Source organism: Streptomyces europaeiscabiei (assembly GCF_001550375.1).
GTDB lineage: Bacteria > Actinomycetota > Actinomycetes > Streptomycetales > Streptomycetaceae > Streptomyces > Streptomyces europaeiscabiei.
The window spans coordinates 1-13,205 of the sequence record NZ_LRTR01000453.1; the positions used below are offsets into that span (position 1 = coordinate 1).

Sequence of the window (13,205 nt, forward strand, 5' to 3'; positions counted from 1 at the left end):
CGAGGCGGGAGGAATGGGCGCAGCCCTTCAGGGGGGACCTGCGCGAAGGGGCGCGGGGCCTGCGCGATCAGCCACCGGCGGCCCGCGGACGTGCACGGCGGTGGCGACCCCCTCGGCCGGTCCGGTCCCCTTCCCGTCCTTGTCAGCCGGGTCCCGCTCCCGCCGTCGTCCCTCCCACTCCCGAGAAGATCACCCCGGAACCGGACGGGGCCTGGTTGAGGACCCAGAGGCCGAGCAGGGTGGTGAGGGCGAAGACGAGGAGGACGAGGACCGCGAGGACGAGACGGCGACGGCGTTCGCGCCGGAGCCAGTCGCCGCGGGCCGTGCGGTAGGCGTCGGGGGCGGCGTGGACCCCGCCCGCCAGCGCGGCGAGCGCCTCGGCCAGCTCCCGCTCGGTGCGGTCCCGACCCGTGTCGTTGCCGGTGGTGTCGTTCATCGCCGGGCCTCCATCGCCTGGGTCAGGGCGGCGAGGCCGCGTGCGGTGTGGGTCTTGACCGAGCCGCAGGAGATGCCCATCGCGGCCGCGATCTCGCTCTCCTTCAGCCCGAGCCAGTGGCGCAGCACGAGCGCCTCCCGCTGCCGGGCGGGCAGCTGCTGGAGAGCGACGATCAGCACCCGCTGGTCGTCGTGGAGCAGCGCGGTGCTCTCGGCGGAGGCGACCGGCTCCTGAGACGCCGGGGCCTCCACATGCCTGCGGGCGACCTGGAGATGCCGTATCCGCATCCTGGTGAGGTTGCAGACCGTGGAGCGGAGGTACGCCTCCGCCGCCTCGGCGTCCCGCAGGCGCCGCCACTTGCGGTAGATCTGGTAGTACGCCTCGGCCACCACGTTCTCGGGATCGTCGGCGCCCAGCAGCACCGCGAGCCGCAGCATCGAGGAGTAGTGCAGCTCGAACAGCCGGGCGACACCCACCTCGCGCTCCACGTCGGAGGGATCGCCGAGGGTGCCCGGCGGCAGCGCGGGGTTCGAGTCCGGCGCGGGGTCGGAGGCGAGCGCCGCGTTCGGGACCAGCGGCTCGGCGGCGGCCGGAGCCGGTATCCGGCCCAGGGGCTCGGCGGCGGTCACGGGTGCCGAGGCCGCCGGGGGCACCGGCACACGCATGTGCTGTCTGCGTCTCACGGGTTGCTCGCTCCCGTCTCGGGGCGCCGCCTGACGGTCAGGCGGGACGGTAGGTCGGTCGCGTCGGCGCCGCGCGGGACACCGAGCCGTTCGAGGACCGTGGTGCCGAGGACGGCGACGGTCAGATTGAGCAGGAGGGCGAGCAGACCGGCGTAGATCTCCAGCGAGCCGCCGCCCAGGAGCACGATCGAGGAGAACCCCTCGCGCACCACCAGGAAGGTGCCGGTCGCCATGCCGACTCCCCACCCGGCGAGCAGCGCCCGGGGATGCAGCCGCCCGGTGAACAGGCCGACCGCCACCGCCGGGAAGATCTGCAGGATCCACACCCCGCCGAGGAGTTGGAGGTTGATGGCGTCCTGGTCGCGCAGCCCGAACACGAACGCCACCGCCCCCACCTTCGCGGTCAGCGACACCGCCTTGGCGATGCGTACCTGCCGCTTGGGCGTGGCCGTCGGCTGGAAGTACTCGACGTACACATTGCGGACGAAGCCGGTGGCTGCCGCGATCGACATCACCGCCGCCGGGACCAGCGCGCCCACGGTGATCGCACCGAACACCAGTCCGGCCAGCGGCCCCGGCATCAGCCGGTCCACCAGCATCGGTACGGCCGCCTCCGCACCGCCCTCGGGCGCCCGCACCCCGGCAGCGAGCGCCGCTATGCCGAGGAAGCCGAAGAGGGCCAGGAGTCCCGTCCAGGCGGGCAGCGCCACGGCGACCTTGCGGACCGTGCGCGGCCCGTCAGCGGCGAATCCGGCGGTGAGCACATGCGGGTACATCATCAGGGCCAGCGCCGAACCGAGCGCGAGGGTGGCGTAGGCGGGCTGCTGCTCGGGGGTCAGCAGCAGGGCGGACTGCTCGACTCCGGTTCCGCCGAGCCGGCGGGCGGCTCCTTCGAAGACCGCGCCCGGGCCGCCGAACCGTTCGAGGACCAGCCAGCACACGGCGGTCAGCGACACGAACACGGCCACCGCCTTCAGCGCCGAGATCACGGCGGGCGCCCGCAGCCCGTGCCGGTACGTCGCCACCGCGAGCCCCGCGAACAGCGCGACCATCACCAGATCACCGGCCGCGCCCTGCGGGTACACGCCCCCGGCCGTCAGCACCGCCCTTATCCCGAGCAGCTGCAACGCCAGATACGGCATCGTCGCGAGGATCCCCGTCAGCGCCACCACCAGGGCGAGCGGCGCCGAACCGTACCGCCCGCGCACGAAGTCCCCTGCCGTCACGTACCCGTGCCGCCGGGCGACCTCCCACAGCCGGGTCAGCAGGACGAAGGCCAGCGGGCAGACGATCACCGTGTACGGCACCGCGAAGAAGGCGGGCGCGCCGTTGCCGTAGGCCAGTCCGGGCACGGCGGTGAAGGTGTACGCGGTGAAGATCGTGCCGCCGAGCAGCAGCCAGGTCCACACCGGGCCGAGGCTGCGGTCGGCCAGCGCCCAGCTCTCCAGCGAGGGCAGCCGGTCGGTGGGGCGCAGCCGGCGCGCGGTGACGGCGAGCAGCGACGCTCCGCCGATCACGGCGAGGAACGTCGCGGTCATGGCAGCGTCCGCCATGGGTCACCGTCCTTGGTGTGCCTGGGCCCTCGCGTGTTGGTTGCCCAGGTGGCCGGTTCGGAGGACACGAAGCGGCGGGAAATCTTCTGGAAATTCGCTGTCAACCGGATCCGGCGAGTGGGCAACTCTTGCACAGACCCCCAGCGATCGGGAGAGGAGCACAGCCCATGGCACACAACGGTCACCAGCGGCTACGGCGCGTCGCGATCGCCTTACTGCTCCTCGCCCCCGCCGCGGGACTGCTCTGGGTCCCCTGGTACGCCGGCGCGGAGCCCCGGCTCGCGGGCACGCCGTTCTTCTACTGGTACCAGCTCGCCTGGGTCCCTGGATGCGCCCTCTGCCTGCTCGCCGCGTACGCGCTGACGGACCGACATCGCCCGGACGGGCAGTGCTCGGACGGACGGCGCTCCGACCGACATCGCTGAACCGTCCTCACTCCCGCGCTCTCCCCTGCTTCTCTCCGCCGCACACCCGTTGAATTCAGGAGCCGCCATGTCCCGATCAGTCATGCCCGAATCCGGTCCCGAGACGCCGGAGAGATCCCGGATGTCGCCCAGGTCGATCGCGCTGTGGATCGCGGTCGCCCTCGTCGGCGCGATCGGCTGGGCCGTGCTCGCCCTGTCCCGGGGCGAGGAGATATCGGCCGTCTGGCTGCTCATGGCGGCCCTCGGCTCGTACGCGATCGGCTACCGCTTCTACTCGCGGTTCATCGTCCGCCGGGTCCTCCAGGTCGACGACACCCGTGCCACGCCGGCCGAACGACTCGAGGACGGCGTCGACTACCACCCCACCGACAAGCGGGTGCTGTTCGGCCACCACTTCGCGGCCATCGCCGGCGCGGGCCCACTGGTCGGACCGGTGCTGTCGGCCCAGATGGGCTATCTGCCGGGCACCATCTGGATCATCGCGGGCGTGATCTTCGCGGGGGCGGTCCAGGACATGATCGTCCTCTTCCTCTCCATGCGCCGGGACGGCAAGAGCCTCGGCCAGATGGCCCGCGACGAGATCGGCAAGGTGGGCGGTGCCGCCGCGCTGATCGGCGTCTTCGCCATCATGATCATCCTGCTCGCGGTGCTGGCGATGGTCGTCGTCAACGCCCTCGCCGAGTCCGCCTGGGGCACCTTCTCGGTCACCATGACCATCCCCATCGCCCTCTTCATGGGCTTCTACCTGCGCTATCTGCGCCCCGGCCGGGTCGTGGAGACCAGCTTCATCGGCGTCGCCCTGCTGCTGCTCGCCATCCTCGGCGGCGGCTGGATCCAGGACTCCTCGCTCGCCGAGTACTTCGTCTGGAGCCCCGAGACCCTGGTCTTCTGTCTGGTCGGCTACGGCTTCGTCGCCTCCGTGCTCCCCGTGTGGATGCTGCTGGCCCCGCGCGACTACCTCTCCACCTTCATGAAGGTCGGCACCATCGCCCTGATGGCCGTCGGTGTCGTGGTCGCCGCCCCGAACCTCCGCGCCGAGTCGGTCACCGAGTTCGCCCACACGGGCGCCGGACCGGTCTTCGCGGGCTCTCTCTTCCCCTTCCTCTTCATCACCATCGCCTGCGGCGCACTGTCCGGCTTCCACGCCCTGGTCTCCTCCGGCACCACGCCGAAGCTGATCCAGAAGGAGTCCCAGGTCCGGCTCATCGGCTACGGCTCCATGCTCACGGAGTCCTTCGTCGCCGTGATGGCCCTCATCGCCGCGTGTGTGCTGGAGCCGGGCCTCTTCTACGCCATGAACTCCCCGGCCGCGCTGCTCGGCCCGACCGTCGACACCGCCGCCGAGGCGGTCAAGAACCTCGGTTTCACCATCACCCCGGAACAGCTCACCGCGGCGGCCAGGGCCGTCGAGGAGGAGACCCTGGTCGGCCGCTCCGGCGGCGCGCCCACCCTGGCCGTCGGCATGTCGGAGATCTTCGCCGGAGTCTTCGGCGGCGCCGGGATGAAGGCCTTCTGGTACCACTTCGCGATCATGTTCGAGGCCCTGTTCATCCTCACCACGGTGGACGCCGGCACCCGCGTCGGCCGCTTCATGCTCCAGGACATGCTGGGCAACGTCTGGAAGCCGATCGGGCGGGTCACCTGGAAGCCGGGCATCTGGATCACCAGCGCCATCGTCGTCGGCGCCTGGGGCTACTTCCTCTACGCCGGCGTCACCGACCCCCTGGGCGGCATCAAGCAGCTGTTCCCGCTCTTCGGCATCGCCAACCAGCTGCTCGCCGCGGTCGCCCTGGCCGTCACCACCACCGTCCTGATCAAGTCCGGCAAGCTGCGCTGGGCCTGGGTCACCGGCATCCCGCTGGCCTGGGACGTGGCCGTCACCTTCACCGCCGGCTGGCAGAAGATCTTCTCGGACAACCCGGCGATCGGCTTCTTCGCGCTGCGGGACAAGTACGCGGCGGCCATCGACAAGGGTGAACTCCTGCCGGGGGCCACCACCATGGACGACATGCACACGATCGTCCTCAACAACACGGTCGACGGCGTGATCATGGCGATCTTCCTGATCCTGGTCCTCACGGTGCTGGTCAACTGCGCCGTGGTGTGCGTCCGCGCCGTACGTTCCCCGGTCCCGCTGCCGTCGACCGAGGCGCCGTACGTCGAGTCGCGCATCGACGCGGCGGAGCGGGGCGAGGAGGAACTGGTGGGGGCCCGCCGGTGACCGCCCGCACCGCCCGGCACTGGGTACGGACCGTCCGCTGGTACCTGCGGGAGCTGACCGGAGAGGCGGAGTACGACCGCTACTGCGACCGACACCGCCGCCACCATCCGCAGGCACCGGTCCCGACCCGCCGGGAGTACGACGTCTGGCGAACCCTGCGCAGAGAGGAACACCCGGAGGGCCGCTGCTGCTGAGGCCACGACACGAGGCCCCCACAGCACCGCCGCCACCCACCCAGCGACCCCCGGCTGCGGGAGTCCCCGCAGCCGGGACGGTGGCCCACCCACCGTCCTGGCTGTGGGCCGCCACACCGCCGACGTGGTCGCCCACCTGCGCGTGCACAGCTGCGGGCGGTCGTGCCGCTCGGGCGGCACCGGTGGGCGCAGCGGCACCCGGTGAGCGCCGGTGAGCGCCGGTGAGCGCCGGTGAGTGAAACCCACCCCCCGCCCAGCCACAGCCGCCGGGCGCCCGGCAACCCCACGGTGCCCACCGCCGGCCACCCCCGACCCGACCGGATCCAGAGATGCTGAGACGCCGCCCCTCCCTGCTGATCCGCCCCGAACTCGACGACGACCCCCTGCACACCACCCTGACCGAACTCCGCCCCGCCCAACAGCTCCACGGCCTGGGCGCGGGCCGCACCCGCCCCGCATGGGAACCGGTGGCCGACCTGTTGAAGGCCACGGGCCGGGACTGGGACCGCCGGGCGCACCGCATCGCCGTACTGGCCCACCACCTCCCCGCCGCGATCCCCCAGCGCTGGACCGCAGACCGCCCAGGAGACGGCGACGCCCTCACCCTGCACGCCTTCGTCGCATCGCACCGAGCCCCCGCCACCGACCACTCCGCCGTCCGGCGCGCCGAACACTCCTGCCTCCGCGCCGCCGAGGCCTGCCCCGAGGACCCCACCCCCTGGCTGGCACTGCTCTCCCTGATGCACACCTGTGCCGTACCGGTCAGGGACGCCGTCCCCGCGTGGACCGAGGCCGTCGACCGGGCCCCCTGGCTCCGGACGTCCTACCACCGGCTGCTGCGCTACCTGTCGCCGCGCGGACACGGGACGGTCCCCGACATGATGGACTTCGCCTGGCAGGCCGCCGCCCGCGCGCCGCACGGATCACCGCTCGCCCTGCTCCCCGTGGCGGCCCGCGTCGAACTCATGGCCCACCGCCAGGAGGCGACCCCCTTCGAGACCCTCGGCTCGGGCGGCGGCAACTGGAACGAGTCCCGATCCGGCCACGAGATCGACCTGGCCCTCAAGAGCTGGTTCGACGCCGGCACCGCACCCCACGCCGAGGCCGTCACCGACCTCAACCTGCTCGCGTTCGCCCTGACCCGCGCCCACCGCCCCGCGGAGGCAGCCCCCGTCTTCCAGCGCCTCGGCCGCCACATGACACACCATCCGTGGGACCTGCTGCCCGAGCCGGAACGCACGTTCGCGTACTGGCGGGAGAGGTCGACCGGCGGCCGTCGCCGGACATGAGGCCGACGGTGACCCCGGCTCCGGCTCCGGTTCCGGTTCCGACTACGCCGGAGCGGGCGCCGCCTCCTTCTCTTCCGCCGCCGCGGCGGCCGCGGCCGCCGCACGGTCGCGGCGCTCCCGGCGTACGAGGATGACGTAGCCGATGGGGACGCCGAGGGCGAAGAGCCACCACTGCAGGGCGTAGGCGTAGTTCAGCGCGGCGTTCTCGTCGCCGGGGCTGTCGAGCTGTTCCGGGGTGTCGCCCTTGGGCTCGGGCGCCGTCTGCGCGAGATAGCCGCCGAGCACCTGGACGCCGAGGCGGTCCGCCTCCCGCCCGCTGTTGATCAGCATGATCTGTCGGTCCGGCAGGCCCTTGAGGTCCTTGATGCCGCTCGCCTCGGTCGTCTCGTCGGGCATCAGCCGCCCGGTGACGGTGATCTCGCCGCCGGCCGGCGCGGGAATCCTGGGGAACGCGGTCTGGCTCGGGCCGTCCGCGGGGATCCAGCCCCGGTTGACGAGCAGCACCTTGCCGTCGTCGAGCACGAACGGGGTCAGGACATGGAAGCCGACCTCGTCGTCGGCGTTGACGCGACGCCGGACGACGACCTCGTCGTCGGTGTCGAAGCGGCCCTTCGCGGTCACCGTGCGGTAGCGCTCGCCGCTGGTGACGGTGTGCCCGGAGGAGGTCAGCCGCTCCACGGGCACCGGCTTCGCGGCCAGCGCGTCGGCGACGAGCTGATTCCGCGCGCTGCGCTCCTCGTAGCGATGCATCTGCCAGATGCCCAGCCTGACCATGGTCGGGATCAGGACGAGCGAGAGCAGCGTGAGGATCACCCACTGCCGGGACAACAGGAAGCGGTACACCCCACGACCGTACAACTCGGTCGTGGGGTGTGTTCGGGCGGGTGTGCGCTCGGACCTCGTGGGGCCCTTCCGGAGACGTGGTCAGACCTTGTCGACGATCCCCGCCTTCCCCTCGGCCCGCGCGCAGTGGGCGCCGCAGTACCAGTGCCCCTCGACCTCGACGCCCTGGCCGATGATCTGTACCCGGCAGTGCTCGCAGATGGGGGCCATGCGGTGGATCGCGCAGGAGAAGCAGTCGAAGACGTGCACCGCCCCCTGAGCGTGAATCTCGAAGGTCATTCCATAGTCATTGCCGCATACTTCGCATCTCGCCATGCGCCACAGGGTGAGCCGTCGCCGCCGTGCGGGCGAGCGGGCGGCGGGCGAGTCGCGCGCCAATCACCCATCCGCACGGCCGTCTCCGCGGGCCTTTCCCGCGACTCACTCGTCCGCGGGCTCGACGTCCCGGAGCAACTGCCCGAACGCCGCCTCGTCCACGACCGGCGTCCCGTACTGCCGGGCCTTGACGACCTTCGACGTGTTCGAGTCCGGGTCGTTGGTGACGAGCAGGCTGGTCACCCGGGACAGGCTCGTCGCGACGTGCAGCCCGGCCTCGATCGCGCGGTCCTCCAGCAGGTCGCGTTCGATCGACGTGTCCCCCGAGAAGGCGACCCGCATGCCCTGCTTGAGCGGTTTGCCGTCTTCGTAACGCCCGGGGTTGGGATGGGGGCATGCGGGCCGCTTCCGTGAGGGCCGCCAACTGGTCGGTCGATAGCTGCCGTAGCCGCCGGGGCCCGCCTGCTGCCCGATCCGGGGCGCGGCGGGGCTGTCCCGCCACTCGGTCAGTGGCCGGCACTCGTGCAGCGGCAGCCGTACACCGCTCGCGGCAGCGACCCGCAGACTCGGCCGGAACGCCTCCGCCAGCACCCGCGCGTCGTCCAGCGCGTGGTGCGCCCGCTGCTGGACGACGCCGAAGTGCGCGGCCAGCGACTCCAGCTTGTGGTTCGGCAGCGGCAGCCCCAGCTCCTTCGACAACGCGATCGTGCACAGCCGCTGTCGCACCGGCGCCTCGGCCTCGGCGCGCGCGTACTCCCGGGCGATCATCGACCAGTCGAACACCGCGTTGTGCGCGACGAGCACACGGTCCGCGAGCCGCGACGAGAACTCCTGCGCGATCTCCTGGAAGAGCGGTGCCCCTTCGAGCACGTCACTCGTCAGCCCGTGGATCCACACCGGCCCCGGGTCCCGCTCCGGATTCACCAAGGTGTACCAGTGGTCCTCGACCTCGCCCCGCGCGTCGAGTCTGTACACGGCCGCCGAAATTATCCGGTCGTCCCGGGCCAGCCCGGTCGTCTCCACGTCGACGACCGCGTACCCCTGTGGATACGCGGCCGGCCAAGGCGCTTGCGACGCTGCGGTCGTGTGGTCTTCGAGCATGGTCCATGAGGATACGGGCCGCGACTGACAGCCTGTTACCCGAGGCTGCGGCGGTGTGGGGGCGGAGGGCGGCGCGACGTATGCCAGTTCGGACGGTTCGGACGGTTCGGCGAGGGGGACCGGTCACGCCCCCGGATGTGGTCCAGCCGACGGATGTCGCCGCGACGCACGCGAACCCCGACACCGACTCGCCCACCCTCGCCGAGGCGTTGGCCCGCTCGGTGGAACCCGGCGGCATCAACTCCCCCATCCACTGCCCGCGTTGAACCACTGGTCATTGGGCGCGCGTCGTCGGCCGACCACTGACCGGGCCCCTCCTGTGCCCCTCCTGCGCCTCTCCCATGCCCTTCCCGCGGCCCCTCGTATTGGTGGAGGACTCCAAGAAGCAAGCGCGTACCCCCGGAAATACTTGTCAGTAACAACGTCTAGCCCCAGCCGACCAGCGGATCTACCGTGCCCACATGCCGAACCTGCCCGATGTCGTGCTGTGGTCGATACCCGCCTTCGTGCTGCTCACCGTGATCGAGGTGATCAGTGTCCGGATCCATCCGGACGACGATGCCGCGGGGTACGAGGCGAAGGACGCCGCGACGAGTGTCGGGATGGGGCTCGGGAGTCTCGCCTTCGACCTCCTGTGGAAGATCCCGATCGTCGCGATCTACACGGCGATCCACGAGCTGACCCCGCTGCGCGTCCCCGTCCTGTGGTGGACGGTCCCCCTGATGCTGCTCGCGCAGGACTTCTTCTACTACTGGTCGCACCGCGGCCACCACGTGATCCGGATCCTCTGGGCCTGCCATGTGGTCCACCACTCCAGCCGGAAGTTCAACCTGACGACCGCCCTGCGGCAGCCCTGGACGACCTTGACCGTGTGGCCCTTCTACGTCCCGCTCATCGCCCTCGGCGTGCACCCGGCCGCGCTCGCCTTCTGCTCCTCCGCCAACCTCGTCTACCAGTTCTGGATCCACACCGAGCGGATCGGGAAGCTGCCCCGCGCGTTCGAGTTCGTGTTCAACACGCCGTCGCACCACCGGGTCCACCACGCCTCCCAGGGCGGCTACCTGGACCGTAACTTCGGCGGCATCCTCATCGTCTGGGACCGGCTCTTCGGGTCGTTCGTCGAGGAGACCGAGCGGCCGGTGTACGGGCTGACGAAGAACATCGACACGTACAACCCGCTGCGGGTCGCCACCCATGAGTACGTCTCCATCGCCAAGGACCTGAAGGCGGCCGGGGGCTGGGGCGAGCGCGCGGGGCGGGTCCTCCGCGGGCCCGGTTGGAAGCCCGCACAGCCGTCCGAGCGGGCCGCGGTGACCGACGAGGACGCGGCCACCGTCCCGGGGGCGGCCGCGTGAGACCGGACAGGGCATCGGTCCTCCTCGTCGCCTTCGGGGCCGCCGCCGTCGTCGACCTCGGGGCCCTCGCCCTCGGTTCCCCTCCCGGGCACGTCGTCGCCAAGCCCCTGCTGATGCCGTTGCTCGCGGCGTACGCGTACACGCGCGGTGGGCCGGGACCGCTGGTCGCCGCCCTCCTGTTCGGCTGGGGCGGGGACGTGCTGCTCCTCTCCGACGCCGAGCCGGCCTTCCTCGCCGGAATGGGCTCCTTCGCGGTGGGGCACGTCTGCTACCTCATGCTCTTCCGCAAGCTCGGGCAGCCCGGGACCGGTGCTCCACGCGCGCGTGCCGCCCGGAATCCCCTCGTGCACGGCGTCGCGTACGCCCTCGCCCCGGTCGCCGCCGTCGCGAGTCTGTGGCCCGCTCTGCCGACGGATCTACGGCTCCCCGTCGCCGCGTACAGCGCCCTGCTGACCACGATGGCGTGGGCCGCCGCGCGGCTGGGGCCCGTCGCGGGGCTCGGCGGCGCGCTCTTCGTGGTGTCGGACATGCTCATCGCGACCGGCGTCGCCGAGTGGCCGCAGCCGCCCCGCCCCGACCTGTGGATCATGCTCACCTACCTGGCGGCCCAGTACCTGCTGGTCCGGGGAGTCCTCGGCACACAAGGCGCGCGTCCCCCGTCCACCCCGGCGTACGGCGAGGCGCCCACGAACACGGTCTGACCAGGCCGAACAGCTCGACCGCACGGAGGATCCACACCCCCACGCACGTGCTCACCAGCGGATCGGCACCGGCAGTGCCGTCAGCAGCGCCGACACCGCGACGACCGCGCCCAGCACCGCCACCTCGGCGCGCGCGGGAGCGCAGATGTCGAGCCGGTCCCCGCTCGCGCGGCGCAGGCGCAGCCGGGCCCGGAGGGCGAGGACGGAGACGGCGGCCACGAGGAGCACCTTGGCGAGCAGGGCGCGCCCGTACGCCGTCTCCGTCAGCTGGTCGAGGACCGTGCCCGGCGGCATCCGGCGCAGCGTGCTCCACACGCCGGTGGCGGTGATGCCGGCGAACAGGACGGCGGCCACGCGCGCGTAGAGGCCCAGTACGGCGGCGCCCGCCTGCGTCGAGCGCCACGCGCGCAGGCGCAACGTCCGCAGGACGTGGAGCAGTCCGCCCGCCCACAGCGCCGCGCACACCAGGTGCACCAGGGTCAGACCGGTGCCGATGAACGGGCTGTACTCCGTGGTGGGGTGGGCGCGCAGCGCCTCCGCGACGACGACCGCGGCCAGGGGCAGCGCCTGGGCGGCGGGCCTGCGGGAGAGCGCGAGCAGACCGGCCGCCGCGAAGGCGTTGACCTCCAGGAGCGCGAGTCTGCCGTCCCGGGTCTCGTAGAGGCCGCCCACGTCCAGGTCGGCGGGGGAGTCCGGCACCAGATTGCCCGTGGCCACGACCGAGGCCAGCCCCGACGAGGCCACGAAACCGGCCCCCGCCGCCCATGGAGCCCAACTGCGCGGTGCCTTCCGGGACGCGCCCGGTATCCGCCGCACCAGCCACGTCACGAACAGCTCACCCACCGGCACACACAGCGCCGCCAGCAACAGCGCCCGCAACAGGGCGATGCCGCCCGCCCCCGGCGCCCCGGCCTCACCCGTACCGTCCAGCGCGGCACGCGGGCCGAGGAGGGGTATCAGCGCGCCCACAGCCACCAGAACGAGTACGGCGGCGGCCCGGCCGGCCCCACCGCCGGGCCGCCCGGATCTCGGCTCGGGCCCGTCCGCCCCTGCCTTGGCCCCGGCTTCCGTCGCCTCCACCGTGCGTCTCGTCAGGCTCACCCCGAAAAGTTGACCAGTCGCACCAGAACAGGGCAAGTGGCGGAAAGCGACTGGCAGTTCGACATTCCTCCCATACGTACGGTTCGGGGCTTCCGGTGACTCAACGCCAACGCGCCTCGTCCGCTCCCCAACGCCCCGGCGGCCGTGCCCAGTCATCGGGCCCGCCCTCGAAGGAAACCGGCGACGGCGCGTACCGCAGCCGTCCCAGCCGGCTGTCCCGCTCGGCGAGCCGTGCCGCCGGTCCGCCGCGGACTTCGTGCCCGTGCGGACGGCGCTCGATTCCGTCCGTCAACCAGGCCGCCGTTCGCGCGAGCGACAGCCGGACGAGCCGGGCTCCGCCCTCCTCGGTCCGGTCGGTGAGCGCGCGCAGGACCGCCGCGGCCAGCAGGTACCCCGTGCCGTGGTCGAGGGCCTGCGCGGGCAGGGCACCCGGCATCCGGCTCGACCCCTCGGCCGCGGCGATCCCGGTGGCCACCTGCACCAGGCTGTCGAAGCCCCGCCGCTCGGCCCACGGCCCGGTCCCGCCCCAGGCCGACAACTGGGCGACCACGAGTCCGGGCCGTCGCAGGGCCGGCGCGTCGGGCGTGAGCGCGAACCGGCCAAGCGCCCCTGGCCGGTATCCCATGACGACGACGTCCGCCTGCGCCAACAGGTCCTCGAAGGCCCGGCGGTCCGCCCGCGCCGTCAGATCGAGCGTCGCCGACCTCTTCCCGAAGCCCGTGTCGGCGTGCTGGTCGAGGATCTCGGGCATTCCCGGTGGGTCGACGCGCAGCACGTCCGCGCCCAGCAGGGCGAGCGTCCGGGTGGCGACCGGCCCCGCGATGACCCGGGTCAGGTCCAGGACCCGCACTCCGGCGGCGGGCGACAAAGGCGCCTCGGCCAAAGGGCCGAGCACGCGCGCGCGTGGAGTGCCGACGCTGTCCAGCCGCCGCCACTCGACCAGCGGCCCGCCCCGCACCGCCGCCGCCTGCTCGTGCGCCGCCCACTC

At 72.3% G+C, this 13,205-nt stretch carries 15 protein-coding genes; 7 read left to right on the plus strand and 8 right to left on the minus strand.

What is annotated here, in order from left to right:
• Positions 1-142: 142 nt before the first annotated feature.
• Genes AWZ10_RS22075 through AWZ10_RS22085 form a run of 3 tightly spaced genes read right to left on the minus strand, consistent with a single transcriptional unit; the run spans position 143 to position 2,672 of the window.
• Positions 143-436 carry a hypothetical protein gene (locus AWZ10_RS22075; protein ID WP_046707955.1) on the minus strand — a complete coding sequence of 98 codons (294 nt, stop codon included), beginning with the start codon at positions 434-436 and terminating at the stop codon, positions 143-145.
• A complete protein-coding gene (locus AWZ10_RS22080) occupies positions 433-1,119 on the minus strand; it encodes a sigma-70 family RNA polymerase sigma factor (protein ID WP_173531634.1) in 687 nt (228 codons plus the stop codon). The genes AWZ10_RS22075 and AWZ10_RS22080 overlap by 4 nt, the downstream gene beginning before the upstream one ends.
• Positions 1,116-2,672: a sodium:solute symporter family protein gene (locus AWZ10_RS22085; RefSeq protein WP_060891877.1), complete on the minus strand. Its 1,557-nt coding sequence runs from the start codon at positions 2,670-2,672 to the stop codon at positions 1,116-1,118. The genes AWZ10_RS22080 and AWZ10_RS22085 overlap by 4 nt, the downstream gene beginning before the upstream one ends.
• Before the next feature lie 167 nt (positions 2,673-2,839).
• Here AWZ10_RS22085 and AWZ10_RS22090 point away from each other — a divergent pair, with 167 nt between their 5' ends.
• The 4 genes from AWZ10_RS22090 (at position 2,840) to AWZ10_RS22105 (ending at position 6,801) form a co-directional block, all read left to right on the plus strand.
• Complete coding sequence (locus AWZ10_RS22090; RefSeq protein WP_060891878.1) at positions 2,840-3,097, plus strand: DUF3311 domain-containing protein; 258 nt, start codon at positions 2,840-2,842, stop codon at positions 3,095-3,097.
• A gap of 67 nt (positions 3,098-3,164) precedes the next feature.
• Complete coding sequence (locus AWZ10_RS22095; protein ID WP_060891879.1) at positions 3,165-5,318, plus strand: carbon starvation CstA family protein; 2,154 nt, start codon at positions 3,165-3,167, stop codon at positions 5,316-5,318.
• A complete protein-coding gene (locus AWZ10_RS22100) occupies positions 5,315-5,512 on the plus strand; it encodes a YbdD/YjiX family protein (protein WP_046707952.1) in 198 nt (65 codons plus the stop codon). The genes AWZ10_RS22095 and AWZ10_RS22100 overlap by 4 nt, the downstream gene beginning before the upstream one ends.
• Before the next feature lie 329 nt (positions 5,513-5,841).
• Entirely contained in the window at positions 5,842-6,801 is a 960-nt protein-coding gene (locus tag AWZ10_RS22105; protein WP_060891880.1) for a hypothetical protein, read from the plus strand.
• Positions 6,802-6,843: 42 nt separating this feature from the next.
• Here the strand turns inward: AWZ10_RS22105 and AWZ10_RS22110 are convergent, their stop codons facing one another.
• From AWZ10_RS22110 to AWZ10_RS22120, 3 genes are all read right to left on the minus strand, one after another.
• Positions 6,844-7,644: an SURF1 family cytochrome oxidase biogenesis protein gene (locus AWZ10_RS22110; protein ID WP_046704951.1), complete on the minus strand. Its 801-nt coding sequence runs from the start codon at positions 7,642-7,644 to the stop codon at positions 6,844-6,846.
• Between the two features lie 81 nt (positions 7,645-7,725).
• Positions 7,726-7,959, minus strand: a complete 234-nt coding sequence (locus tag AWZ10_RS22115) for a hypothetical protein (protein WP_078531414.1) — start codon at positions 7,957-7,959, stop codon at positions 7,726-7,728.
• 105 nt (positions 7,960-8,064) lie between these two features.
• Positions 8,065-9,060 carry a DEDDh family exonuclease gene (locus AWZ10_RS22120; RefSeq protein ID WP_046704950.1) on the minus strand — a complete coding sequence of 332 codons (996 nt, stop codon included), beginning with the start codon at positions 9,058-9,060 and terminating at the stop codon, positions 8,065-8,067.
• A 137-nt stretch (positions 9,061-9,197) separates the two neighbouring features.
• Between AWZ10_RS22120 and AWZ10_RS55130 the strand changes: the two genes are divergently transcribed.
• From AWZ10_RS55130 to AWZ10_RS22130, 3 genes are all read left to right on the plus strand, one after another.
• Positions 9,198-9,326, plus strand: a complete 129-nt coding sequence (locus AWZ10_RS55130) for a hypothetical protein (protein WP_279616638.1) — start codon at positions 9,198-9,200, stop codon at positions 9,324-9,326.
• Positions 9,327-9,521: 195 nt separating this feature from the next.
• A complete protein-coding gene (locus AWZ10_RS22125; protein ID WP_046704949.1) occupies positions 9,522-10,415 on the plus strand; it encodes a sterol desaturase family protein in 894 nt (297 codons plus the stop codon).
• Positions 10,412-11,116, plus strand: coding sequence for a lysoplasmalogenase (locus AWZ10_RS22130; protein WP_046704948.1), 705 nt, complete (start codon positions 10,412-10,414; stop codon positions 11,114-11,116). Before AWZ10_RS22125 ends, AWZ10_RS22130 begins: the two co-directional genes overlap by 4 nt.
• A gap of 51 nt (positions 11,117-11,167) precedes the next feature.
• Here AWZ10_RS22130 and AWZ10_RS22135 read toward each other — a convergent pair whose 3' ends face one another.
• Both AWZ10_RS22135 and AWZ10_RS22140 read right to left on the minus strand, forming a co-directional pair.
• Positions 11,168-12,217 carry a CopD family protein gene (locus tag AWZ10_RS22135; RefSeq protein WP_060891881.1) on the minus strand — a complete coding sequence of 350 codons (1,050 nt, stop codon included), beginning with the start codon at positions 12,215-12,217 and terminating at the stop codon, positions 11,168-11,170.
• Positions 12,218-12,317: 100 nt separating this feature from the next.
• The coding region (locus AWZ10_RS22140; protein WP_208618542.1) for a CoA transferase at positions 12,318-13,205 on the minus strand (888 nt) is incomplete at its 5' end.

Bases quoted from the DNA above. Each gene is read 5' to 3' on its own strand.
- AWZ10_RS22085 (WP_060891877.1), bottom strand. From the start codon at position 2,672: ATGGCGGACGCTGCCATGACCGCGACGTTCCTCGCCGTGATCGGCGGA.
- AWZ10_RS22075 (WP_046707955.1), bottom strand. From the start codon at position 436: ATGAACGACACCACCGGCAACGACACGGGTCGGGACCGCACCGAGCGG.
- AWZ10_RS22090 (WP_060891878.1), top strand. From the start codon at position 2,840: ATGGCACACAACGGTCACCAGCGGCTACGGCGCGTCGCGATCGCCTTA.
- AWZ10_RS22120 (WP_046704950.1), bottom strand. From the start codon at position 9,060: ATGCTCGAAGACCACACGACCGCAGCGTCGCAAGCGCCTTGGCCGGCC.
- AWZ10_RS22095 (WP_060891879.1), top strand. From the start codon at position 3,165: ATGTCCCGATCAGTCATGCCCGAATCCGGTCCCGAGACGCCGGAGAGA.
- AWZ10_RS22125 (WP_046704949.1), top strand. From the start codon at position 9,522: ATGCCGAACCTGCCCGATGTCGTGCTGTGGTCGATACCCGCCTTCGTG.
- AWZ10_RS22115 (WP_078531414.1), bottom strand. From the start codon at position 7,959: ATGGCGAGATGCGAAGTATGCGGCAATGACTATGGAATGACCTTCGAG.
- AWZ10_RS22105 (WP_060891880.1), top strand. From the start codon at position 5,842: ATGCTGAGACGCCGCCCCTCCCTGCTGATCCGCCCCGAACTCGACGAC.